The organism is Rhizobium phaseoli (assembly GCF_001664385.1).
Classification (GTDB): domain Bacteria; phylum Pseudomonadota; class Alphaproteobacteria; order Rhizobiales; family Rhizobiaceae; genus Rhizobium; species Rhizobium phaseoli.
In genome coordinates, this window is sequence record NZ_CP013535.1 from 185,109 (window position 1) to 207,614 (window position 22,506).

The window sequence follows — 22,506 nt, forward strand, 5'->3', positions numbered from 1 at the left end:
ATGGTGACCACGAATAACCTCAAAAGTTACTTCGACAAAGCCCGCCGGTTCGATCAGGACCGGATGATCCAGGTCGAGCGTTCCGCCCGCATCGCTTGGTTCGTCGCTGCTTGCGCCGGCACGCTTGCTGCCGTTTCCGTCTTTGCCGTTGCCGGCCTCACTCCTTTGAAAACCGTCGAGCCTTTCGTCGTGCGGGTCGATAATTCCACAGGCATCGTTGACGTAGTCTCGGCGCTGACGTCGGCCGCCGGCACCTACGACGAGGCCGTCACCAAATATTTCGCGGCCAAATATGTCCGCGCCCGCGAGGGCTACGTCTGGAGCGAGGGCGAGGAGAATTTCCGCACCGTCGCCTTGCTGTCGACGCAGCCGGAACAGACTCGATTTGCCGCAGTCTACCGCGGCAGCAATCCCGATTCCCCGCAGAACATTTATGGCCGCAGCGCCACGTCGCGGATCAACATTGTTTCCATCTCGCTGATCAACGCCAATGTGGCATCCGTCCGCTATATGAGGACCGTGACCCGCGGTGACGAGGTGCGCACCACGCACTGGGTTACGACCCTGACCTTCTCCTATGCCAACGCTCCGATGTCCTCGACCGACCGGCTGACCAATCCGCTCGGCTTCGTCGTCAGCGAATATCGCGCCGATCCGGAGGCCATCAATTGAGACTGCACTTTCTCCTTCCGCTCATTCTGACCACCGGGTTTTCGTCTGCAGCGCTCGCCCTCGAGACGCCGCGCGGCGCCGCGCAGGACAACCGCATCCGTTTCGTCGACTACCAGCCCTATAACATCACCAAAGTCGTCGGCACGCTGCGGTCTTCGGTGCAAATCGAATTCGCCGCCGACGAGGAAATCGCTCATGTGGCGCTTGGCAACAGCGTTGCTTGGGAAGTGGCGCCGGCCGGCAACATCCTGTTCCTGAAGCCCAGGGAAAATCAGCCGGTGACGAATATCTCGGTCGTGACGACACGACGGGACGGCTCGACCCGCAGCTACCAGATGGAACTCACTGTCCGCGACGGAAGCGTTGAAGCCGGTCAGAACACCTTTTTCTATGTGAAATATCGCTATCCCGCTGATGAAGCGGAGCGGCACCGCCAGGAAGCAGCTGCGCGCGCGCAGGCGGCGCAGGCCGGTGAGGCCGATCGCGTGCTTGCCCTTCACGAAGCCTATGGACCGCGCAACTGGCGTTATTCGGCGCAAGGATCCCAAGCGCTCGAACCGCAAGCGGTCTATGACAACGGCAAGGTCACGACCTTCGCCTTCGCCGGCAACCAGGAAATGCCGGCGATCTATATGGAAAATTCCGACGGCAGCGAAAGCCTGGTCTCGAAGTCGGTCGACGGCAATCTCGTCCTTGTTCACGCGATCAGCCGCAAGTTCATCCTGCGCCGGGGCGGCGACGTGCTTTGCGTCTTCAACGAAGCCTACGATCGCGTCGGCATCAATTCCGAGACCAACACGACGTCACCGTCGGTCGAGCGCGTCGTCAAAGTGCCGCCCGGCGCGGCGCAATAGGAGGTGACATGGCCGAGGAAGAGATTGCCCAGATTCCGGGCGAGCGGGCCGAGACGGCGGCCGGTGGCCGGCTCGACAATAACCCCACCCTCAAACGCGGCACTGTCGCGTTGGCGATCGTCGTCTTTGTCGCCTTCGCTCTCTGGTCGATGCGAGGGCAGGACAAACCGTCAGACGGTGCCCAGCCGGAGCGCGTTGTCATCCGGCAGACATCGGATTTCGAACCGGCGAAGGAGCCACAGCCGGTGGCGACACCGCCGCAATTTCAGCTCCCGACGCCTGTCGCCGCCGAGCAGGCGCCGACCGAGGATGACAAGCTGCTCGACGCTGCCCGCCGTGCGCCGGTCATCGCCTATGGCGGCGAGAAATCGCCGGCCACGCGGCGGCAGGATCAGGGCGAGGCGTCGGATCAGGCCTCGAATTACGTGCCGCTCGGCGCCAATCCCGGCGGCTTCGCCTCGCAGGGTGAAAACGAAGACCAGCGCTTCAACCGCTTGCTGACGCCGACGCAGTTGCAGGGATCGCGCGCCGGCACGTTGGGCAACCGCGATTTCATTGTCGCAATGGGGACATCCATTCCTTGCGTTCTCGAGACCGCGCTCTCCTCCGATCAGCCAGGGTTCACGAGCTGCGTCATCAACCGGGACGTTCTCTCAGATAATGGCCGTGTGGTGCTGATGGAAAAAGGCACGCAGATCGTCGGAGAATATCGCGGCGGTCTTCGCCGTGGCCAAAAGCGCCTGTTCGTTCTCTGGAACCGGGCGAAGACGCCGAAAGGCGTGATCATCACTTTGGCTTCGCCGGCAACCGATGCGCTTGGCCGGGCCGGCATCGATGGTTATGTGGACACCCATTGGTGGGAGCGGTTCGGCAGCGCAATGCTCCTGTCGATCGTCGGTGATGCCAGTTCCTATGCCAGCAGCCGGCTGCAGGACAGCGACGTCGAAGCGCAAAATACCACCAGCGCCGGTCAGCAGGCCGCGGCGATCGCCGTCGAGCAGTCGATCAACATTCCGCCGACGCTCATGAAACATCAGGGCGAGTTGGTTTCGATCTTCGTCGCACGCGACCTCGACTTCTCAAGCGTTTATCGGCTTCGCGTGACCGAGCCCCGCAATCGCGTCTACGACCGTGCTGTCCTTGGGGATTTCAGCCCCTCCTCGAAGCTCGTGACAAAATAGGTTCGGCAATGACTGAAGCTGCCGACTCCGGCGTCGTGCGCGAACTGCTTTCGCCACTATCACGCTTCCTACGCGACAAGACGCTCTATGAGGTCGTCGTCAACCTGCCGGGACAGGTCGTCACGGAGGGTAGGGACGGATGGCAGACCTATGAGATGCCCGAACTTTCGTTCGACCGGCTGATGCGTCTCGCTCGCGCCGTCGCGAGCTTCTCCGATCAATCGATCGACGAGACGCGGCCGATCCTGTCGGCGACCCTGCCGGATGATGAGCGGATCCAGATCGTCATCCCGCCGGCAACGACGAAGGGAACCGTCAGCATCACCATCCGCAAGCCGTCCTCCGTGTCGCTGACCCTTGAGGATCTCGATCATGGAGGATTGTTCGCCGACGTTTTGCGGGTCGACGGCGACGCGAGCCGATCGGACCAAAGGCTGTTGGAATACTATCGCATTGGCGCCTACAAAGCGTTTCTCCGGGAGGCGGTGTTTGCAAGAAAGAACATCATCATCTCCGGCGCCACCGGGTCGGGAAAAACAACTCTATCGAAAGCGCTGATCCGCCACATTCCGCACAGCGAGCGGATTATTTCGATCGAAGACACTCCCGAGCTGGTGGTCCCGCAGCCCAACCATGTTCGGCTCCTTTACTCCAAAGGCGGGCAGGGGCTCGCCAAGGTCGGCGCGAAGGACCTGCTCGAATCCTGCCTGCGCATGCGGCCCGACCGCATTTTGCTGCAGGAGCTGCGGGACGGGACGGCATTCTACTACATCCGCAATGTCAACTCCGGCCATCCTGGCTCCATCACCACGGTCCATGCCGACTCGGCCCGCCTCGCCTTTGAGCAGCTGACTTTGCTGGTCAAGGAGTCGGAGGGTGGTGGGGACCTCGAACGGCACGACATCCGCGAGATGTTGACGATCGCGGTCGACATCATCATCCAATGCAAGCGGATCGACGGCCGGTTTCGGGTGAGCGAGATCTACTATCGAGACGCCGCGACTGACCTCGGCCGCTCTTCGTCGGATCGAGCTTAGCGGGTTGCGTCCGGGCCTCAAACAATTCTGTCGGTCTCGACCGTCAGTCCAATTGTGCGGCCTTCTCACGCAGGACCACTGAAAACGCGCGGAGCCCCTGATGGTCCAGTGCATCAATGAATTCGTGAACCGCCGGCACCGTCTTCCGTAAATTCAACCGGCCGCGCCTGATGCTGTCGATCAATGCGCTCGAAAACGTGGAATGGAGGCCCACGAGGAAATTGTCTGGCGACACGCAGGCCACCCCATGAGGCCGAAGGTCCGCGGCTGGGAAATCCTTGAGATTCCACGTGACAATCAGAGAAGCCTTTCCGGCGATGGCTGCAGCTAAAACATGACGATCATCCGGATCCGGTAGCGAGAGGTCGGGGATGAGAATTCGGTGGTTGCCGACATCGGCATCGGGCAAAACTTCCTTGATCCGATCACGGGTCGCTTTCAGACGGGCGAAGGGTATATCGGGTGAGCCGATGGCCAGATTGCGAATCCACTCGGCGTGGATGTCGTCGGTCCAGCGTGCGTCGACGAGACCGTCGAAAGCACACTGGACCAAGGCATTACGCAAATGGAAAGGGTAGAGGACGCAGGCATCATAGACCGCGACAGGCGGCTTAGAGGCCATGATTGACGATCAGATCCTCTGTGTCCTCGGCCAGCGCGTCGAGGCTTTTCTGGCGAGCATCGAGCTTGTCCTTGAGCGCGAGAACATCCTTCAACTTGGCTCGGCGGTGCTTGCCGACATAGCGGAAGGGCAGATCGCCGCGATCCATGCGCAGCACCACGAGAGGACGTGAGATGCCGAGGATGGTGGAGGCGTCGGTCGGGCTCAATTCCTGATCTTCCGTGAGCACGGCAACACGCTTGCCGCGCAACAGATGATCGAGGAGTGCTTCGACAGGTGCGAGAGCCGAGGCTGGGAGAGAAAGGGTTTGAAGTTGTCCACCTTCACGGCGAATCCGTAGTTCCAGTTGGTCGCCCTCCGCCAGATTTGGCATAGGCGCGACGGCCTTGCGGTCGCGATCCGACAATTTGGTAAATTGAAGAACATGGCTGGTCATGGCGAACACCTCTGACCATGTATATAGGGCAAGTCGCTTATAACTGCAATAACTGAAATATGCTCCGCTTTCCATCTCCGATTTCTGGGTGCCATAGGAGCGCGCGGCGAACAAGCTCGACCCGCCAACTTGAAGCGTGGGTTACCCGCCAACCGCAAGCGCTCCGCTTTCGATGTGGTCATGCAATGCAAAGGGGGCCGCCTCACCAACTATGCAGAAAAATAGGGCCGCTGGAAAACCAGGGCCCTTTAAGGTGTGAAGGTCAATAACCTCCAGAGGGGAACAGCTGATACGATGGCACTGGGAGGAAAACCATCGATTGCATCAACTGGAGGCAATATGCTCATATTTTGACCGCTTGGTAAACATTTTTTGTGCAGTGCAGCTATGCAGAAATGGCAGAGAGTTCTCTGGGCCGATTTGACCGGGATATAGCTTCACGCAGTCGAGATCGCCCGCTCGATGGCTTCCTTTTAGGGCGTCTACGTCGCTGACCAAGGAGGCTGGTGTGGATTATGGCAGCCGCGGCATTTCGCCGTCGGCTACACGCCAGATCCACGGCGTCATCTCGGCTCTCGCGGCGATCATCTCATTCAATGCAACGTCGTAGTCTTCGTCGGCCTTCGTCGGAACGATGAACATGGCGATCGGCGCTGGCCTTGCCTCCGGTAAGGTCACGGAGGCAATCGGCTGGTCGCGCGAAAGATCGAACCGGAGTCCTTTCACGCTCCTTCGCTTCAGGCTGGAGAGCCGCTCCAGGAGACGCTGTTCATGGATGGTTTCGAACGGGATCCAGTTCTCGTTGACCACCATCAGCGCCACTTCCTCGACCGAAGCTATCCCCGCTCCCGAAATGCCGAACGTGGCGATGACGATGAGATGAAACCCCTCGTTGGATCGCCACAGTTCCAGTTCGGTTTCATATCGGGCATTCAACCGTTTCCACGCCCCCTCATCGAGCATGAAGGGGAAAGGCAGGTGGCGCACCAGCATCTTCTGGCCATCGCGCGCTGAGGAAAATTCCTTTACCTCTCCGACGGTCATCATCAGTTTCCGCGGACCGGGACCGGTTAACTGGGCTCCGGCCAACATAGCCGCACGCCGCGCTGAAATCCCCTCTTTGTCGTCCTGATGAAACACTTCCGGCACGAACAAGATATCGCTGAGAGGGCCGCCGCGGACGATCATCTGCTTTGCCGCGTTCACCAGACTGCTGCGCACGCGCCCCCAGCCGCGTTTCCCGGCCCATAGCGAGGTCCATTCCGTCAGCTCCCCCATGTCCCAGAGATAATGGAGCATCGCCCTGAGCGAGAGCTTCTTGGGCTCGCTTCGCACAGTCTCCGACGGCTCCGAAGGCGATGTCGACGTCGATCGGCCCCCTCGTTTCGACAGCGAAAAATTGAGTTTCAGCGTTGCCGCACCGGTCGCCGCGTCGATTTGGATGGCGTTGCCGATCAACGGCCCGAGGCCGGATAGCTCATACGGCGGGTCGTAAGACGAGCAGCCGGGATCATGCTGCCGGCCTGAGAGCGGCATGCGTTTGATCAGGAATTGGCCATCCATCCGGGCAATGTACATCGGCACCGGCGGTTGCCGACACGGGCAAAGTGGCCTGAGCTTCTGTTCGTAAGCGCGTTCGAGCTGCGGCAGAAACTCTGGAGAACTGTCGTCGAACGCCTGGTTGCCGATCAAAAACTGTCGCACGTCGTTCCTCCCTTGCCTGGCCAAAGGCTGATCGAGCCGTAAAAGGAAGGCGTAGCATGAGCTTCGCGGACTTTACTAGCGCAAAATAGTTAGTATGTAAATGTTACGGCCGCTGGGGCCGATTTCAACGCCAAGGCAGGAAAGAAGATACGTGCATTCCAGCCTCCAAAAATTAAAATTAACGATCATGATAATTAGAAGTCAACGGTGCGTTGATTAGAAGTCAGCCGGTCAAAATGTAGAGGCTGCGCCAGCATGAAGTGAGTTCTAATCGCGTGCTACCCAGCCCTTCGAGCCGGCCGGCACTGAACCGCCGATCACCTTGCCGCCTTCCGACTGCCCGATGGCTGCCGGCGTCTCTACATCGCAGCTGACGCCGATGCGGCCGGCCGGCACGTATCGAGGGATTGAGCTACCGCGCCCAGGCGCTGGGGATCCTGCCGCTAGTGCTTGCCCCGGAGTTCGGCGACTTCAACGAGGATCTGCGCCGGCTCAGTCCGGAACGGCTCATCGCTAATCTCAGGGCGCAGCTCGTTCTGAAACGCTCTGGCCTTTCTGCCCGCATGATCGAGCCGGACGGGGAAGGTGAGGGCGTGAGGGCCTACAGGATGGCAGGTCTCTGCCGGTCGCCGCACGGGTAGGCGCCCGCCCGCGGGCCTGCCGAGAGGCGACCCTTACCATGCGGCGGGCGGGCCTTCAGCGGGTCGCTCAGGTTTCTTCCCCTGGCTTGGGCCGCGTGCGGCCCGCCATTCCTGGCACAGCAAGAAACCTCCCTTCCGCCGCCCGGCGCTTCGCCGCGGCGTCAGGCGCCGCGGTTCCGGCCCGTCTGCCGCGTGGACAGGGATCGCCGTCAGGCCGCGAGAGGCGCGGCCCAAATCCGACGGAGACCATCTGAACCTAAGTCTTCCCATCGACGACGCCTTCGAGCCCCGCCCCGCCTCGTCCCCAACCGACCGTTTCATCTACGAGATGCAGATCTACGGCCATCGCCCCTTCCAGGATGAACCGGACCCGCGTCCGCTGCCGGAGGAGCCGGTCGTCCAGTCGGCGCTGACCGCCATGTTCGATGCTCTATTCGAAATGCTCGGCGATACCCGCCTGGAGCCCGATCTCGAAGACCTCCTGTGGTCGACGGTCAATCTCTTCCACCGCGCCGGCGAGCGCATCCAGCGGGAGCTTCAGCGTAATGAGGATAGCCAACGCAACGGTCAGCGCGAGCAGGACGGCTCGGAGGTCAAGAGTGTCGAGTTGGAGCGCCTCGTTGCCGAAGGCATCACGCTGCTTGAGCGCCGCAATGCCTTCGAGTTCATGCGCGCCTATGCGGGCGACCACTTCGAAGCCAATGCGGCTCGGCATGGCGGCCGCGGACGGGCTCCAAGGTCAGCCACGCCAACATGACCGCGGCGATGATCGACTCCAGAGACTTTCCATCCGCCCGCCGGCGCGCCGAGACCGAAGTGCTGATCCCGGCAGGCACCAAGATCGCCTTCGGCGGCGGCATCGACTACAATGATCACGAACGAATCTGGGCGAAACTCGATCAAGCCCTCGCCAAATATCCCGACATGGTGCTGCTGCACGGCGGCTCGCCGAAGGGCGCCGAACGTATCGCTGCCTGCTGGGCAGAAGCGCGCAAGGTGATACAGATCGCCTTCAAGCCGAATGGACGAAGCACGCCAAGGCCGCACCGTTCCGCCGCAATGACGACATGCTCTCGGTCATGCCGGCTGGCGTCGTCATCTTCCCCGGCTCCGGCATTACCGGCAATCTTGCCGACAAGGCCCGCCGACTTGGCATCTCCGTTTTGGCAAGCGGCGGGAGATGGCGCGTAAGCGCCATCTGTCCATACGGCTGAAGGAGATGCTTGCATTTCGCAAAAATTGTGTACACATTTGCCGCTGAAACGGAGCTTCGCCATGACCCAATCTCGGCAGCAGATACCATCTCCCCGCCGTGTCGGCGTGCGGGAATTTCGCGGCAACCTGACGTCTTTCCTCAAGCAGGTCGAAGACGGCCAGCGGTTCGTCCTGACGTCGCATCACAAGGTTGTCGCCGAAATCGGCCCGCCGTCAGCCGGCGTCGTCATGCGGAAACCAGGCGCGTTGCGCGGAAAGATCAAAGTTGCCGATGACTTCGATGGTCTGCCGGCGGATGTTCTGAAGTCCATGGAAGACGGGACGTGAGGCTGCTGCTCGATACACATGCCTTGCTGTGGTGGCTGAACGACGACGAGAAGCTAGGGAACCATGCGCGTCGCCTTATTGGCGATCCCGAGAATGATGTCCTCGTCAGTGCTGTCTCCCTTTGGGAAATCACTGTGAAGCTGCGCATCGGCAAACTTGATGCCGATATCGAAGAGATTGTTGCGATTTTGCCGGATCAAGGTTTCGACCGGCTGGATATCTCGGACGCGCATCTTATCGCTCTCGCTGCTCTTCCACTTCATCACCGCGATCCTTTCGATCATCTGCTCATGGCGCAAGCCGTGGCGGAGGGAGCGTATTTGGTTTCGGACGATCAAAATGTCGCGCTTTATGGCATTCCGTTTGTGACTTGCTCCGATCCTGTTGCCTTGTGATCTCACCGAGCTTGGCTCCGCGGATGAAGCCGGCTCAGATCGTTCCGGTTGCGTGTTTGCCAATGGCGATGTACCTGGCGACCCATCGGCGGCTCAGGTGCTTGGGAGCGGGCACGTTTGGGGAAGATCACTCATTCGACGCCCGCGTGAACAGCTTCACCCGGGATTGGAGCACGGTGTGCAGACGGCAATGCGGTGCCGCGGCGACCTCGCCGATCAGCAGAAATGTTATCGAGGTGCTCACAGCCTGCCGCAGCCGGGAGCGGGCGAGGGTATTATGTTGATCGACATGCGGGCGAACCGTCCGTGGAGTGTGCGGCCAATATCCCCCAGTGCTTGGACCGGGAGGCCATGGTTTGTTGTCTCCTTCGATTGCCCCGAACCATTCCCGTTTTATATCGCTCGTATAGACGACCGCCTGCTTTGGCGGCCAACCCCTGAAGGGGTAAGACTCGCCCGAAATTTTTGCAAAATTCGATTTCGGTTCGTTTATCCTGGTGGAAAATAGAATTTTGCAAAATTTTCAGGCGAGCTGACCGCAGCAGGTCGGCCGTCTCTTCGTGCGCCATCGGGAATGGTCCCGAGCAACCGAAGGAGACAACAACCATGGCCACCACGATCGCAACGCTCACGCAGAAGACCGACGGCATCCTCGAAGGCGTCTTCGCCACGATCCGGGTCAACGCCCCGATCGCCATCGTCCCAAATGCCAGCAAGGCAAGCGAAGAAGCGCCCGACTACCGCGTCATTCACCGCAAGACGGGCTTCGAGATCGGCGCCGCCTGGAACCGCATCGCGCGGCAGACCGGCGAGGAATACCTCTCAGTGAAGCTTGAGGCTCCCGAGATCGGTGTGATCTTCGGCAATCTCGCACCGGCACCCGGCGGCGATCCTAGCAAGAAGGTGATCCTCTGGAACAGCCCGAACTGAAGAACAAAGCGAGCGGCCCCGAGCAATCGGGGCCGGCTTCGCCGTATCTCAGGTTTTGCGCGCAATAGCGGGATTGAAAGCGGGCATCGAGCCCGCCTTCAATCCTCCTGTCGTGCCACACGAGACCAAGGACCCTGTCTGCTCAGATACTTGAAGTCTGCCGTGAGGCTCGTGCCGCCTCAAGGACTTCGCGGCCCCTCCTATTTTCAGCCGGCGCCCTGAAGGGCACCGTCAGAAAATCGGTTCCTCCGCTCGCCGGCTCCGCCGGTCGCTGACGCGATCCTTGACCCGGCCCGATCCTCACGACCCCGGGCGTCATCTTTCACATTTCAGGAGACGACGACGATGACGATTGCACTCGAAATTCAGGTTGAGGAACTGCGGGCCGAGCTCAGAAACGCCGATCCGGCTGAGCGCCGCCAGATCGAAGCGGAGCTGGAGATCGCTCGGGCCGAACTGAGGGTAGCGATCGCCGAGCAGGAGGGCGCCATCGACGCCGCGCCACCCTTCTGAGGCGGCGTTTGCCTCCTCGCCTGGGCCGGCACGCCGGATCGACCGGCGCGTCGACCCGAAGCTGCGCTTCACGCCGATAATTACCGGCAAGGACCAGGAAGACTTCCGCGGACAGCCCGGACCATGGGTTCCCGTCCGACATTTGTGTTCGGCCTATAGCCGCGCGCCCGTTTTGATCGGAGAAGTTCGAGGAACATACGGACTGCATCCTCCTCTCTGTCGAAGTGATGCACCATGGCTTGTCCGATCGTTCCGATGCGTCCCCATCGCCGCGTCAGGCATGGTGTGCCGAACAACGTCGGTTCGATTGCGAGCGCGTAGAAGCGCGCCATGTTTTTCGTCGCGTCCCTGCGTTCGATGTAGAGCTGATAGGGTTGAGTGAGCATGACGGAGAGTCGCCTCTTCCAGCTTTTGCGTCTAACGACACTTATGAATCGGTCGGCCCACACCGATTCATTTTTGTGATGATCGTTGAAGCCGAAGATCATGGATTTGGGCGAGCCGGCCAATCGGCGGCCGGGTGCTATTCGCTCCGCTCACGGAGCCCGAACACCGTCTCCGCCTCCGGTCACGCCCCCTCTCGCGGAATGACGTGAGCGAATTGCCCAGCCGCAGGGCGGCGGTTCTATCCTCGACACCTCCTGCCGGCTCACGCCGGAAACGGTCGCGTCCCCTTCGGGTCCGCGGGTCTCTTCTCTCTCTGACGTCCAATTTTACTCCAGCAAATCCGGCGTCAAGGACGGCGCGTCTCCCCCAATTTTTCCGCTGCTGCGTTTCACTGCGCTCTGGAAAAATCGGTTCCCCCGCTTGCGAGCCGCGTCCCGCGGTCCTTGACCCCTCTTTGCAAGAGAGTGGCCGATCTCCGTCATCAACGAAGGAGATCACATTATGACAACCGATCAGAACCTCATACTCTACACCAAGTTTGCCGGCTTCCGGCTCGTCGTCCTGGCAAACCGCTTCGGCTGCGACAGCGATTTTTCGCGAGAGCTTCACGATCGCCTGGTTGAGGGGCTCGACGCGGCAATCGATCGGATCAGCGTCATCATGGAATTGGAACGAAGTGTTCTCATCGGGGAGGATGAATTCGCCGAATATCAGCTGGAGGGCGAGATCGAGATTTTCGGGCGCTTCACTATCAATCTGCTGGACGAACTCGAAATTGATTACGACACGCATGAATTCCGCGTCAACGGCGGCGATTGGATGAGCGCTTGGGCTGCCGACGACACTGGCGTCGATATCAACTATCCTGAGCTCGTTGCGCTGATTGCGGACGAACTCGGCTCGCTGGCGCCGATCATCAAGGATATCACGTTGGCAACTCGCATCCCGGTCTATGCGGGGCGCGTCGTTTGGTCATGGTGGTAGCAGCACCATCTCACATACTGAGAGGCGACAGACGAGGTTGCCTCTCAGTTGCCGATGGCCCTCAAGTGAGCCGAGGAAGGACGGCTGCGAAGTTTCACAACAATCGCAGTAATGTTGTAAATGCTGTAAATTCCAGCGATAGCAAGGAAGCCCAATGCCGAAGCCAAGCGGGACGTATTCAACCAGTGACCTCTCACGTAAATCCGGCGACATCATCGCCGAGGCGCTGCGTCATCCGGTGACGATCACCCAGCGGAACAAACCCCGGCTGGTTCTCCTCAATATCGAAGATTATCAGCAACTGATCAGGCAGGCAGACCGACGCACCGTCGGCACTATCGAAACGATGCCCGATGAGCTTTTTGCCGAACTCGAAAACGCCGTCGACGCCTATGCCGGCGAGGACGAGGTGGGCCGCTCATAAAACCACGATCATAGCACCGGTTTGACGAAACGATTGACCTTCGCTGCCTGATCCATCTCCTTTCGCCGGAAGTAGATCGCCCGGCCGCAGCGGATCGGACTATGCCCCTGGACGATGATGATCTGCTCGTCCTTCCTCATCGACTGGGTGATCTCGTGCGGCATGATCAGCGGCCGGCGCTGGAAGTTGACGTTCTCGGATCTCCTGGATGCATTGTTCTTCGTGTCCCAGCCGATGTTGCGGGAACTGCCCTTCACCTCCACCGTCATCTCGCCACATTGCGCAGAGAGGTTGCGCGCCGTGTCGAGCGCCTTGATCGCTGCGTAAGAGGCGAAAGCGCAGCCATCGATCCATGACGTCGCGCCATCCTTCCCGAAATGCCGCTCCAACTGCCCGACCGACTGGTACATCAACATCATCGAGATGCCGTACTTGCGGCCGCGGTCGCGCGCCTCCTCGAGCACCCTCATGTAGCCGAGCAGATCGACCTCATCGAGCATGAACAGCGCCCGGCGCTGGAAGGCGCCGTCGGCCTGCACCATGGCGTTGATGAGCGAGCCGATGATCACACGAGCGATGCCCGGATAGGAGCGCAAGATCGATGCGGAGATGTTGAGGAAGACGTCCTTCTTGCCCGAAACGATATCACTCGATTTGAAGGCATTGCCGCAGACGAGCGCGGCATAGCTGTCGAGCGACAGCCACTGGGTATCCTTCGATGCTGTGGAATAGACGCCCGAAAACGTCTGCTCGGTCATGTTGGTGAAGACGCCGAGCGTTTCGCGGATGAAGGCCGAACCGGAATGCTCCTGAATGTCGCGCAGCATAGCGAGCACCGAGGGCTCCGGTTCGGAAACGATCTGGCGGAGACTGCGCAAGCTTCGCCGGCCCTCATATTCGGGCGAGAGCATCACATGGGCGAGCAGACCGGTCAGGAGGTTGTGCGCCTGGTTCTGGAAGTAGGATCCCGTCGAGCTTTCGAAGCGAAGGCTTTCCGACAGCAGCATATGGGCAATGCCGACGATGTCCTCTTCCTTTTGCTTGGATGCTTCGATCCCGTCGAGCACGTTGAAGCCCATGATCGGGTTCGTCGGATCGAGCACCATGACCTCGCGCCCGAGCGCATTGGTGCGGTGCTCGACGACCATGGGTGCGACCTCAGTGGAAGGATCGAGGCAGATCATGGGTCCGGTATATATGAGCGCCGTCGGCACGACGTTGCTGGTCGTTTTGTATCCGCCCGATCCCGCGAAAAACAGCATATGGGTGGAATCGAAGTCCTGTCTGTAGGTGAGCAATGGCGCCTTCCCGCCCTGTCCCCATGTGCTGCGATCGTTTACATCGAAGGGAAGCGCATGGATGATTTCCTTGTCGACCCGATAACGCTCGCCGACCACGATTTCCCCATCCGGCGGGAACAGCTTTCCTGCTGCCGCCATCGGCAGCCAATCGGCATCTCCAAATATTCCACGCCGGGCACGCTTGATTTCATCTGGCACGACGACGGAGATGCGGGCTGACACCGCCACTGCCATGAAGCCGGCGACGGCAGCAATGACTGCGACCATATCAAGATAGGACAGCGCTCGATCCCACGGAACGACCCGGGCCTGCACAGTCGGTGCAAGCCGGCCGAATTCGCGTAGCGCATAGTAGGCGGCAATGCCGAGAAAACACAAAAGACTTGCCATGGCGACCGGCCTTCGCCGATGCAGCGGCAGGGCCCAAACTGTCAGAAGTCCGGCAAGAGGTCCGAACATTAGAGGCAGTACAGGTGCTGCCCGCAGGAACCAATATTCCATCCTTCCCGACATGCCGACGGCGAGCCCTGGCCACCGCCAGCCAACAATGTAGATTGTGATCGTGGTGACGGCGATCGGCGCCAAAACGAGCAGCAGGCTCGGATGCGGTTTCCCTCTTAGGCCCATTCCGCCGTCTCCTTGAGATGCGATGAAACGTCGGCCAGCGACGGAGCCTTGAAAGCCTCTTCGCCGATATCGCGCAGCCGCCGATGCTCAATGGAGCCTGGGGCGAGCTTTGCCAGTTCTATGAGGCCGCCGAGCAGGAATGCCCGATCGGCTTTCGACAGCCCTGCTCTGACGACGATTCCGCCGAGCAGGAACTTCTCGCGCGCGTCGCGCTTCCGCTCAGCCGTCATTTGGAGCCTGCCCCTGCGCTCCAGCGCCGCTATCTCCTGATCGACGCGCTTGAGGAGCGGGGCCAGCGGCGATTTTCCTTTCCCCCTTCCGAAATCGCGCGGCGATTTCCTCGATGATCCGATCGACCTCCTCGTCGGCGATCTCCATCTCCGCCAGCCCGGTTCTGGTCGCGGCGCGGGCAAACCGCTCGGCCGATTTAACTATCAACAATCGTTTGCGTTCGCGCAGCTTTTCGATCTGGGCGTCGAGATCGGAAATCGATGATTTTGTCGCCATTCCTGGTTCCTTTTCTGCTTTGATGTCGAAGGTGCGATTATACTAACTAGAATAAAACAGTAAAATGCGCTAGCGTGCAACCAGAAAAGCGGCATCGGCCCTTCGGTCCGATCTGTTTGAGGGCGCAATATACGTCGCTGTCGCGACGTGCTTGGGCCAGTCTGGAGACGCCAGTGGCGATCATGTTCGTCAGAGCGCAGGTGATCAGTAGGGGATCGGGACGCAGCATCGTCTCGGCTGCCGCCTATCGCCACCGCGCCCGGATGATGGACGAGCAGGCGGGAACGTCGTTCAGCTATCGCGGTGGGGCGGGCGAACTGATGTATGAGGAACTGGCGCTGCCGGATGAGATCCCGGATTGGCTGCGGTCGGCGATATCAGGTCAGTCCGTCAGCAAGGCCAGCGAAGTGTTTTGGAATGCCGTTGACGCCTTCGAGACGCGGGCAGATGCGCAGCTCGCCCGCGAACTGATCATCGCGCTGCCGGAGGAGCTGACGCGGGCCGAGAATATCACGCTGGTGCGCGAATTCGTCCGCGACAATCTCACCTCGAAAGGAATGATCGCCGACTGGGTCTATCACGACAAGGACGGCAACCCGCACATCCACCTGATGACGACGCTCCGGCCGCTGACGGAGGAGGGGTTCGGGGCAAAGAAGGTTCCAGTGCTTGGTGAGGATGGTAAGCCGCTGCGCGTCGTCACGCCGGACCGCCCGAACGGCAAGATCGTCTACAAAGTCTGGGCGGGCGACAAGGAAACGATGAAGGCGTGGAAGATCGCCTGGGCGGAAACGGCCAACCGGCATCTGGCGCTGGCCGGACATGACATCCGCCTCGACGGTCGCTCCTATGCCGAACAGGGCCTCGACGGCATCGCGCAAAAACATCTCGGGCCGGAGAAGGCGGCGCTGGCGAGGAAGGGCAGGGAGCTCCACTTCGCGCCGGCCGATCTCGCCCGCCGCCAGGAGATGGCCGATCGGCTGCTTTCAGAGCCGGAGCTTTTGCTGAAGCAGCTCGGCAATGAACGCTCTACCTTCGACGAGAGGGAAATCGCTAAGGCGCTGCACCGTTATGTCGACGATCCCGTCGATTTTGCCAACATCCGCGTACGCCTCATGGCGTCGGACCAATTGGTCATACTGAAGCCGCAGGAGATCGAGGCAGAGACAGGAAAGGTGTCGGAGCCCGCGATGTTTACGACGCGGGAGATGCTGCGCATCGAATACGACATGGCGCAGTCGGCGCGGGTTTTGTCGGAGCGTCGCGGCTTCGGCGTTTCCGAGCGGAATGTGAAAGTGGCGATCGAAAGCGTCGAGAGCGGCGATCCCAAAACTCCGTTTCGGCTCGATGCAGAGCAGGTCGATGCTGTCCGTCATGTCACCGGTGACAGCGGCATTGCCGCCGTCGTTGGGCTTGCCGGCGCCGGCAAATCGACGCTGCTTGCTGCCGCACGTCTTGCCTGGGAGGGCGAGGGACACAGGGTGATCGGTGCAGCCCTTGCCGGCAAGGCCGCAGAAGGGCTGCAAGACAGTTCCGGCATCAAGTCGCGGACACTTGCCTCCTGGGAACTGGCCTGGGCCAATGGCCGCGATACGCTCCATCGCGGTGATGTGCTGGTGATCGACGAGGCCGGCATGGTGGCCTCGCAGCAGATGGCCCGTGTGCTGAAGATTGCCGAGGAGGCTGAGGTAAAGGTCGTGCTGGTCGGCGATGCGATGCAGCTGCAGCCGATCCAGGCCGGTGCTGCCTTCCGGGCAATTACCGAACGCATCGGCTTTGCAGAGCTTGCCGGCGTGCGCCGCCAGCGTGAGGCCTGGGCACGTAATGCCTCGCGGCTGTTTGCCCGCGGCGAGGTCGAGAAGGGCCTCGACGCCTATGCCCAGCAGGGCCACCTGGTCGAGGCGGGCACACGCGAGGAAACGATCGACAGGATTGTGGTCGATTGGACAGAGGCACGCAAACACGCAATCGGTCGCTCGATCTCCGAGGGCAGGGATGGCCGTCTTCGCGGTGATGAACTGCTGGTGCTCGCCCACACCAACGACGATGTCCGCAAGCTCAACGAGGCGCTGCGTGAGGTGATGGCCGGCGATAATGCCCTCGGCGAAAGCCGCAGCTTCCGGACCGAGCGCGGGGCGCGAAAATTTGCCGCCGGCGACCGCATCATCTTCCTGGAGAACGCCCGCTTCCTCGAGCCGCGGGCCAAGCACTCCGGGCCGCAGTATGTCAAGAACGGCATGCTCGGCACCGTCGTCTCCACCGGCGATAAACGTGGAGGTCCGCTGCTGTCGGTTCTGCTCGACAATGGCAATAAAGTCGTCTTCGGCGAGGACAGTTATCGCAACGTCGATCACGGCTATGCCGCAACGATCCACAAGTCGCAGGGCGCCACCGTCGATCGCACCTTCGTGCTGGCGACCGGGATGATGGACCAGCATCTGACCTATGTGTCGATGACGAGGCATCGCGATCGTGTCGATCTTTATGCAGCGATAGAGGATTTTGAGGCAAAACCTGAATGGGGACGCAAGGCGGGTGTCGATCATGCCGCGGGTGTGACCGGCGAGCTTGTCGAAACCGGCGAAGCCAAATTCCGGCCTGATGACGAAGATGCCGACGATAGCCCCTATGCTGACATCAGGACGGATGGCGGAGCCGTCCATCGCCTTTGGGGCGTGAGCCTGCCGAAGGCACTTGAGGAGGCCAGCATCATGGAAGGCGACACCGTGACGCTCAGAAAGGATGGTGTCGAGCGGGTCAAGGTCCAGATTGCCGTTGTCGACGAGAAGACAGGTCACAAGCATTACGAGGAGCGGGAGGTCGATCGCAACGTCTGGACAGCCAGTCAGGTCGAGACCGCTAGCGCACGACAGGAGCGCATCGAGCGGGAAAGTCATCGGCCGGAACTCTTCAATCTGCTCGTCGAACGCTTGTCGCGCTCCGGTGCCAAGACGACGACGCTCGATTTTGAGAGCGAGGCCAGTTACCGCGCACACGCTAACGACTTCGCCCGGCGCCGCGGGCTTGATCATCTCTCGCTTGCCGCCGCCGAGATGGAGGAAAGCCTTACCCGGCGCTGGGCGTGGATTGCCGCAAAGCGGGAGCAGGTGGAAAAGCTCTGGGAGAGGGCAAGCGTGGCGCTCGGCTTTGCCATCGAACGGGAACGGCGGGTCGCCTACAATGAAGAACGGAGCCAGACGATGGTCGAAGCGACATCCAGTGACGCGCGAACTGCATCCCACTCCGTCTCGGGCGCGAGCGCTGATGAAACACGCTATCTGATCCCGCCGGCTACGTCCTTTGTCAGCAGCGTCGAGGAGGATGCGCGGTTGGCGCAGCTTGCGTCGCCGGCCTGGACAGAGCGGGAGGTGATCCTGCGGCCGCTGCTGGAGAAGATCTACCGGGATCCGGATGCAGCGCTCGTCTCCCTGAATGCACTGGCGTCGGATATCGGGGTCGCAGCCCGCAGGCTCGCCGACGACCTTGCCGCAGCCCCTGGTCGGCTTGGCCGGCTGCGTGGCTCCGAGCTGATCGTCGACGGACGCGCGGCGCGTGAAGAGCGCAATCTCGCTGTCGCGGCCGTGAAGGAACTGCTTCCGATGGCCCGTGCCCATGCGACCGAGTTCCGCAGGAACGCCGAACGGTTCGACCTGCGCGAGCAGACGCGCCGCGCGCATATGTCATTGTCGATCCCGGCGCTTTCCGAGCGCGCGATGGCGCGCCTTATGGAGATCGAGGCGGTGCGCCGCCAGGGCGGGGACGACGCCTATAAGAGCGCCTTTGCGCTTGCCGCTGAGGACCGCTCGGTCGTGCAGGAGATCAAGGCGGTCAGCGAAGCGTTAACGGCCCGCTTTGGCTGGAGCGCATTTAGCGCGAAGGCGGATGCGATCGCTGAACGCAACATTGTCGAGCGCATGCCGGAGGACCTGACGGATGAACGGCGCGGAAAGCTGACGCGGCTGTTCGAAGCCGTGCGACGCTTTGCGGAAGAGCAGCACCTCGCCGAACGTCGGGATCGTTCGAAGGTCGTCGCCGGCGCCAGTGTCGATCTGGAGACGGAGAAGGGGGTGGGGAAGGAGAACGTTCCCATTCCCCCTATGCTCGCCGCCGTCACCGAGTTCAAGGTCCCCGTTGACGACGAGGCGCGATCAAGAGCTCTCTCTGCACCTCTCTATCGTCAGCAGCGTGTGGCACTGGCGAACGCGGCAACGACAATCTGGCGCGATCCGGCTGAAGTCGTCGGCAAGATCGAGGAACTTCTCCAGAAAGGTTTTGCCGCCGATCGCATTGGAGCCGCTGTGGCCAATGACCCGGCGGCCTACGCGGCCTTGCGCGGTTCCGACCGTCTCGTAGACCGGATGCTGGCCTCTGGCCGAGAGCGGAAAGAGGCTGTGGCGGCCGTGCCGGAAGCTGCAGCGCGCCTGCGCGCGCTCGGTGCGGCCTACGCCAATGCGCTCAACTCAGAACGCCAGGCCATCACAGAAGAGCGGCGGCGCATGGGGGTCGCGATCCCTGCTCTGTCGAAAGCTGCGGAAGAGGCGTTGGCGCGCCTGACGGCCGAGGCGAGGAAGGACAGCAGAGGGTTGAGAGTCTCCGCAGTTCCCCTCGATCCGGGCATTGGCCGGGAGTTTGCCGCTGTCAGCCGGGCGCTCGATGAACGTTTCGGTCGCAATGCCATCGTTCGGGGCGAGAAGGATCTTGTCAGCCGCCTGCCGCCGGCGCAGCGTCGAGCTTTCGAGGCGATGCAGGAGCGGTTGAAGGTCCTGCAGCAGACTGTCCGTCTGCAGAGCAGTGAGCAGATCACAGCGGAGCGGCGCCAAAGGGCTGCTAGCCGCGCTCGCGGCATCAACCTCTGAGACTCGAAGAAAAGCGGGGGGGTGGCGGAGCGGTCGAAGCTACTGTTCGTCCGTTCCGCAGCGGTCGTTGTAGAGGCGATTGCAGGTTTCACCAGATCGCGTGCCGTCTGCGTGAAGCCACTCTATAGCCCCCTCGGACACGGACGTGGCCAGAAACAAGCCTGCTTCCAACAGCGCGCGGATGCCACAGAATGTGACGAGGTCTCGCGCTGAGACCCTGAAGAACAAGCTTTCACTGGTCGGCCTTATGATCGCGCCTCCACCTTCGAAAGCTAGAAACCTGTCAGGGCCCACGGAGACGTGGGATTGGTAGAAGTCCTCGATTTGCGTGCAGATCTTGTCGGCAACGTGCTGCGTGCGCGAGAGAGCGACACACGCTTCGGCGACGTGTACGCACTTTGAAACATCTTCCTCACCCGCGATTGATGGCGCTCGTGGCAAGATCAGGTGCGCGTTGCCCGGCGGGCCTAGGTCAACGAAGTGACGGACTTCGCCAATCGATTTTTTCATGCTGTTCCTGCCTATTTGGAGAAAAAAGCTTTTCGAGATGGCAAAGCGTTGGAGGCTGCTCAACGTGATGGATCGCTTTCTGCTGACGCAAACGTTGTTCCAGTTGAGCTCGTGAAGACGTGACGCAGTCGCTCACGCGACGGCGAAGATGAGTGAGATTGCTAAAGGGTCCAGGATCGCCCCGATAGCCGCCTGGCTTCGGATTCCGGGTAAAGGCGGCAAGGAAGGTCCGCATAGACATATTCTGCTGGAATCGCGGGTGCGGACAGCTTCGATAGGAACAGGTCGAGATTCTCCCGACTGTTGCTGGAGACAAGCGTGTAGAAATTGCCGCTGTTCCAGGTGACGAATGAGTGTTCGAAGAACCGGCGTAGTGTTTCGCTCATCTTCGTAAGGGTAACTTCGTTTCGATCCATTCGCGTCAGCACCGTCTCTTCCTTGGCGCGAATATCTGACGCGCTGAAAAAGCGAGCTTTGAAACTATGGTCCTTCTGGCGTTCCCGCCGCCGATATTCCTCGTCGTCTTCATGCCTGAACTTCTCGACGAACATGAAGAGCCCGTCGGTCTTGAGATGCTGCGAGACGAACCGGATCTGATCGAAACGATTTGGCGAATACATCTGGAAAGTCGTGTCCTCGAGGATGATATCGAAACCGCTGCCAAATTTTCGGAGCTCCACGTCTTCTTGGATCCTTTGCGATGTCAGATGATGAAATGGTCCGTGAAAAAACATGGCGTGAGGAGGAACGCCATAGGCATAGAAGCTTCTGAGGTTCTCGACGTTGGGACTGCAGGACAGTGTTTCTATCCTGCCATTGCCAAGTTCGCCGATCACACGAGCCATCGTCCCCTCGGCTGTACCTAGCGTGTAGAGCTGCAGTTGACCCTTTCTGGCGCGCGCGTATTTGAGGATCGCGCTGCCTATGCGGCACTCCTCTTCGAGGCGATAGGGTATGCTGCTCAGGTAGTGCTTATCGAATGGACCTTGGCGCAGCGGATGAAGGGCTGAAAAGCGCCTGAACGTCATGTCCAATGGGAACAAGCGGCGATCGAGCTCAGGCGGACGGATAGGCATTCCAGCCTCACCGGATGCGGTGGTCGAAAAAAACTCAGTAAGCTCGTTAAGGCGAGGGGCGCGGTCGCACTCCTCGATGAAGTCGGCAAATTCACGCATGCGAAAGCCTGCCTTTCTCTCGCACCATCGCGTTTTCCGGGTTTCAGGAGGAAATCGCGCATCCCGAAAAGATTGTGCCGTCAGCGATGATGTCGGCAGAAGATGATCGCGAACGTCATGTTTTCGCATCCACGATTTTGATTGGTTTTCATGAAATTGACATGAAGTTCGACCTGAGGTTAAAGCCTGACTTGTTGACAACTTGGGGTGAGGTAGGGTCGCTACCACACCGGTTTTTCAGGGGAGCAGCTTTCGAGTGGGGATCATTCCATCAATTCACCCCGACAGGATGAAAAAGTCACAAGGGGAGATCATTCTTCACCAGCAAGGCCTTTGGAGCCATGCCCGCGCAGATGTCGTTCGCCGGCGCAGTCTCGGGCGACAGGTTATCGACGTTGTCGCGGATGACCACCTGATCTTCCTCAACATAAGGGGTACGGCGGCATCCGGCGAAAATTTTGTGGACGGACGAAGAGTCGAGTTCAGTCCGCGTCCAGACGGCTCGCTTGTTTACATTCCGCCCGGTTGCCATTGGAGCGGTTGGGATGAAGGCGATGCTGAGGGTTGTTATCTTATGATAACCGTGACGCAGGATTTTTTTTCCAACCTCACGACCAAGCTCCCGCGCGTAGGCACCTTACGTCCGGAGCTTGGATTTAGAGATCTGCCAATCCAATGCTTGGCGCGGCAGATTGCCGGAGAACTTTCACACGACGATTCCGTAGGGAGTCTGATCGTTGAAGGGCACCTAGCGGCTATCTTCGGACTTCTGCAGCGCCGCTCCGGCACATCTGGCAGATTGTCTCGAGGAGGATTGTCTCCTACGGTTCTCAAGCGGGTGATAGGGCGAATTGAAGCTCACATCGATCGACCTCCGAGCGTGCGCGCTCTGGCTGAAGAGGCGGGATTGACCTACGAGCATTTTTCCCGCGCTTTCAAGCAGTCGCAAGGCTCGACGCCCTATGGCTTCTATAACCAGCGCCGCCTTGAACGCGTGACCGACCTTCTCCGCACGACTGCGATCAGTGTGACCGAGATCGCCATCGCCTGTGGCTACTCCAGCGGGAGCCACCTCTCGACCAGATTTCGCCGAGAGACGGGATTTTCCCCTGCCGAGTACCGGGCGCTCTGGAAAGAATAGCTGGTTCTGGACGAGAGATAATATCAAATTCATGAAAGCCGCCAGCTGTTCAGAAGAATAGCATGTC

General features: G+C 60.4%; 21 protein-coding genes and 2 pseudogenes. 14 read left to right on the top strand and 9 right to left on the bottom strand.

Translation table 11 applies throughout. From position 1 onward, the window contains the following. From AMC88_RS26085 to virB11, 4 genes are read left to right on the top strand one after another with little or no spacing between them, the layout of a single operon-like run. The gene (locus AMC88_RS26085; RefSeq protein ID WP_064820016.1) at positions 1-672 is read left to right on the top strand and encodes a VirB8 family type IV secretion system protein; all 672 of its coding nucleotides are present in this window, start codon (positions 1-3) and stop codon (positions 670-672) included. Then, positions 669-1,526, top strand: coding sequence for a P-type conjugative transfer protein VirB9 (gene virB9, locus AMC88_RS26090; RefSeq protein ID WP_064820017.1), 858 nt, complete (start codon positions 669-671; stop codon positions 1,524-1,526). The genes AMC88_RS26085 and virB9 overlap by 4 nt, the downstream gene beginning before the upstream one ends. Before the next feature lie 8 nt (positions 1,527-1,534). Next, the gene (gene virB10 / locus AMC88_RS26095) at positions 1,535-2,707 is read left to right on the top strand and encodes a type IV secretion system protein VirB10 (RefSeq protein WP_064820018.1); all 1,173 of its coding nucleotides are present in this window, start codon (positions 1,535-1,537) and stop codon (positions 2,705-2,707) included. 8 nt (positions 2,708-2,715) lie between these two features. Next, positions 2,716-3,744 (top strand): P-type DNA transfer ATPase VirB11, encoded by a 1,029-nt coding sequence (gene virB11, locus AMC88_RS26100; protein WP_064820019.1) that lies wholly within the window; start codon positions 2,716-2,718, stop codon positions 3,742-3,744. A gap of 43 nt (positions 3,745-3,787) precedes the next feature. On the opposite strand, the gene AMC88_RS26105 is transcribed toward virB11, so the two are convergent. The 3 genes from AMC88_RS26105 to AMC88_RS26115 form a co-directional block, all read right to left on the bottom strand. Then, complete coding sequence (locus AMC88_RS26105) at positions 3,788-4,366, bottom strand: PIN domain-containing protein (RefSeq protein ID WP_064820020.1); 579 nt, start codon at positions 4,364-4,366, stop codon at positions 3,788-3,790. Further along, a complete protein-coding gene (locus AMC88_RS26110) occupies positions 4,356-4,802 on the bottom strand; it encodes a MerR family transcriptional regulator (RefSeq protein WP_225882822.1) in 447 nt (148 codons plus the stop codon). The genes AMC88_RS26105 and AMC88_RS26110 overlap by 11 nt, the downstream gene beginning before the upstream one ends. 513 nt (positions 4,803-5,315) lie before the next feature. Further along, a complete protein-coding gene (locus AMC88_RS26115; RefSeq protein ID WP_064820021.1) occupies positions 5,316-6,506 on the bottom strand; it encodes a DUF1173 domain-containing protein in 1,191 nt (396 codons plus the stop codon). A 309-nt stretch (positions 6,507-6,815) separates the two neighbouring features. On the opposite strand from AMC88_RS26115, the pseudogene AMC88_RS34195 reads away from it, so the two are divergent. The 6 genes and pseudogenes from AMC88_RS34195 to AMC88_RS33785 all read left to right on the top strand — a co-directional run. Then, a pseudogene (locus AMC88_RS34195) lies at positions 6,816-7,073 on the top strand (toprim domain-containing protein); the annotation flags it as partial. Between the two features lie 324 nt (positions 7,074-7,397). Continuing rightward, positions 7,398-8,338, top strand: a pseudogene (locus AMC88_RS26125) (DUF2493 domain-containing protein). Positions 8,339-8,422: 84 nt separating this feature from the next. Continuing rightward, positions 8,423-8,689: a type II toxin-antitoxin system Phd/YefM family antitoxin gene (locus AMC88_RS26130; RefSeq protein ID WP_004676093.1), complete on the top strand. Its 267-nt coding sequence runs from the start codon at positions 8,423-8,425 to the stop codon at positions 8,687-8,689. After that, positions 8,686-9,084, top strand: a complete 399-nt coding sequence (locus AMC88_RS26135; RefSeq protein WP_008536014.1) for a type II toxin-antitoxin system VapC family toxin — start codon at positions 8,686-8,688, stop codon at positions 9,082-9,084. The genes AMC88_RS26130 and AMC88_RS26135 overlap by 4 nt, the downstream gene beginning before the upstream one ends. A gap of 606 nt (positions 9,085-9,690) precedes the next feature. Continuing rightward, entirely contained in the window at positions 9,691-10,014 is a 324-nt protein-coding gene (locus tag AMC88_RS26140) for a DUF736 domain-containing protein (RefSeq protein WP_004676095.1), read from the top strand. A 345-nt stretch (positions 10,015-10,359) separates the two neighbouring features. Next, positions 10,360-10,527, top strand: coding sequence for a hypothetical protein (locus tag AMC88_RS33785; RefSeq protein WP_004676096.1), 168 nt, complete (start codon positions 10,360-10,362; stop codon positions 10,525-10,527). 80 nt (positions 10,528-10,607) lie between these two features. Here the strand turns inward: AMC88_RS33785 and AMC88_RS26145 are convergent, their stop codons facing one another. Further along, positions 10,608-10,913, bottom strand: a complete 306-nt coding sequence (locus AMC88_RS26145) for a WGR domain-containing protein (protein WP_004676097.1) — start codon at positions 10,911-10,913, stop codon at positions 10,608-10,610. A gap of 502 nt (positions 10,914-11,415) precedes the next feature. On the opposite strand from AMC88_RS26145, the gene AMC88_RS26150 reads away from it, so the two are divergent. Together AMC88_RS26150 and AMC88_RS26155 are read left to right on the top strand one after the other, a co-directional pair. After that, positions 11,416-11,898 (top strand): hypothetical protein, encoded by a 483-nt coding sequence (locus AMC88_RS26150; RefSeq protein ID WP_004676098.1) that lies wholly within the window; start codon positions 11,416-11,418, stop codon positions 11,896-11,898. 154 nt (positions 11,899-12,052) lie between these two features. Next, positions 12,053-12,322: a type II toxin-antitoxin system prevent-host-death family antitoxin gene (locus tag AMC88_RS26155; RefSeq protein ID WP_008536018.1), complete on the top strand. Its 270-nt coding sequence runs from the start codon at positions 12,053-12,055 to the stop codon at positions 12,320-12,322. An 8-nt stretch (positions 12,323-12,330) separates the two neighbouring features. On the opposite strand, the gene traG is transcribed toward AMC88_RS26155, so the two are convergent. From traG to AMC88_RS26170, 3 genes are read right to left on the bottom strand one after another with little or no spacing between them, the layout of a single operon-like run. Then, positions 12,331-14,250, bottom strand: a complete 1,920-nt coding sequence (gene traG / locus AMC88_RS26160) for a Ti-type conjugative transfer system protein TraG (RefSeq protein ID WP_046977192.1) — start codon at positions 14,248-14,250, stop codon at positions 12,331-12,333. Beyond that, entirely contained in the window at positions 14,241-14,480 is a 240-nt protein-coding gene (locus AMC88_RS26165; RefSeq protein WP_011053389.1) for a conjugal transfer protein TraD, read from the bottom strand. Before AMC88_RS26165 ends, traG begins: the two co-directional genes overlap by 10 nt. Beyond that, a complete protein-coding gene (locus AMC88_RS26170) occupies positions 14,470-14,757 on the bottom strand; it encodes a TraC family protein (protein WP_016737548.1) in 288 nt (95 codons plus the stop codon). The genes AMC88_RS26165 and AMC88_RS26170 overlap by 11 nt, the downstream gene beginning before the upstream one ends. Before the next feature lie 173 nt (positions 14,758-14,930). On the opposite strand from AMC88_RS26170, the gene traA reads away from it, so the two are divergent. Then, on the top strand, positions 14,931-19,613 hold the full coding sequence (gene traA / locus AMC88_RS26175; RefSeq protein ID WP_046977193.1) for a Ti-type conjugative transfer relaxase TraA: 4,683 nt from the start codon (positions 14,931-14,933) through the stop codon (positions 19,611-19,613). Between the two features lie 39 nt (positions 19,614-19,652). Here traA and rctB read toward each other — a convergent pair whose 3' ends face one another. After that, complete coding sequence (gene rctB, locus AMC88_RS26180; protein ID WP_016737463.1) at positions 19,653-20,123, bottom strand: SMa0974 family conjugal transfer regulator; 471 nt, start codon at positions 20,121-20,123, stop codon at positions 19,653-19,655. A 161-nt stretch (positions 20,124-20,284) separates the two neighbouring features. Next, positions 20,285-21,298: a class I SAM-dependent methyltransferase gene (locus tag AMC88_RS26185; protein WP_016737465.1), complete on the bottom strand. Its 1,014-nt coding sequence runs from the start codon at positions 21,296-21,298 to the stop codon at positions 20,285-20,287. Positions 21,299-21,554: 256 nt separating this feature from the next. Here AMC88_RS26185 and AMC88_RS26190 point away from each other — a divergent pair, with 256 nt between their 5' ends. Then, complete coding sequence (locus AMC88_RS26190; protein ID WP_064820022.1) at positions 21,555-22,439, top strand: helix-turn-helix domain-containing protein; 885 nt, start codon at positions 21,555-21,557, stop codon at positions 22,437-22,439. The last annotated feature ends 67 nt before the right edge of the window (positions 22,440-22,506 follow it).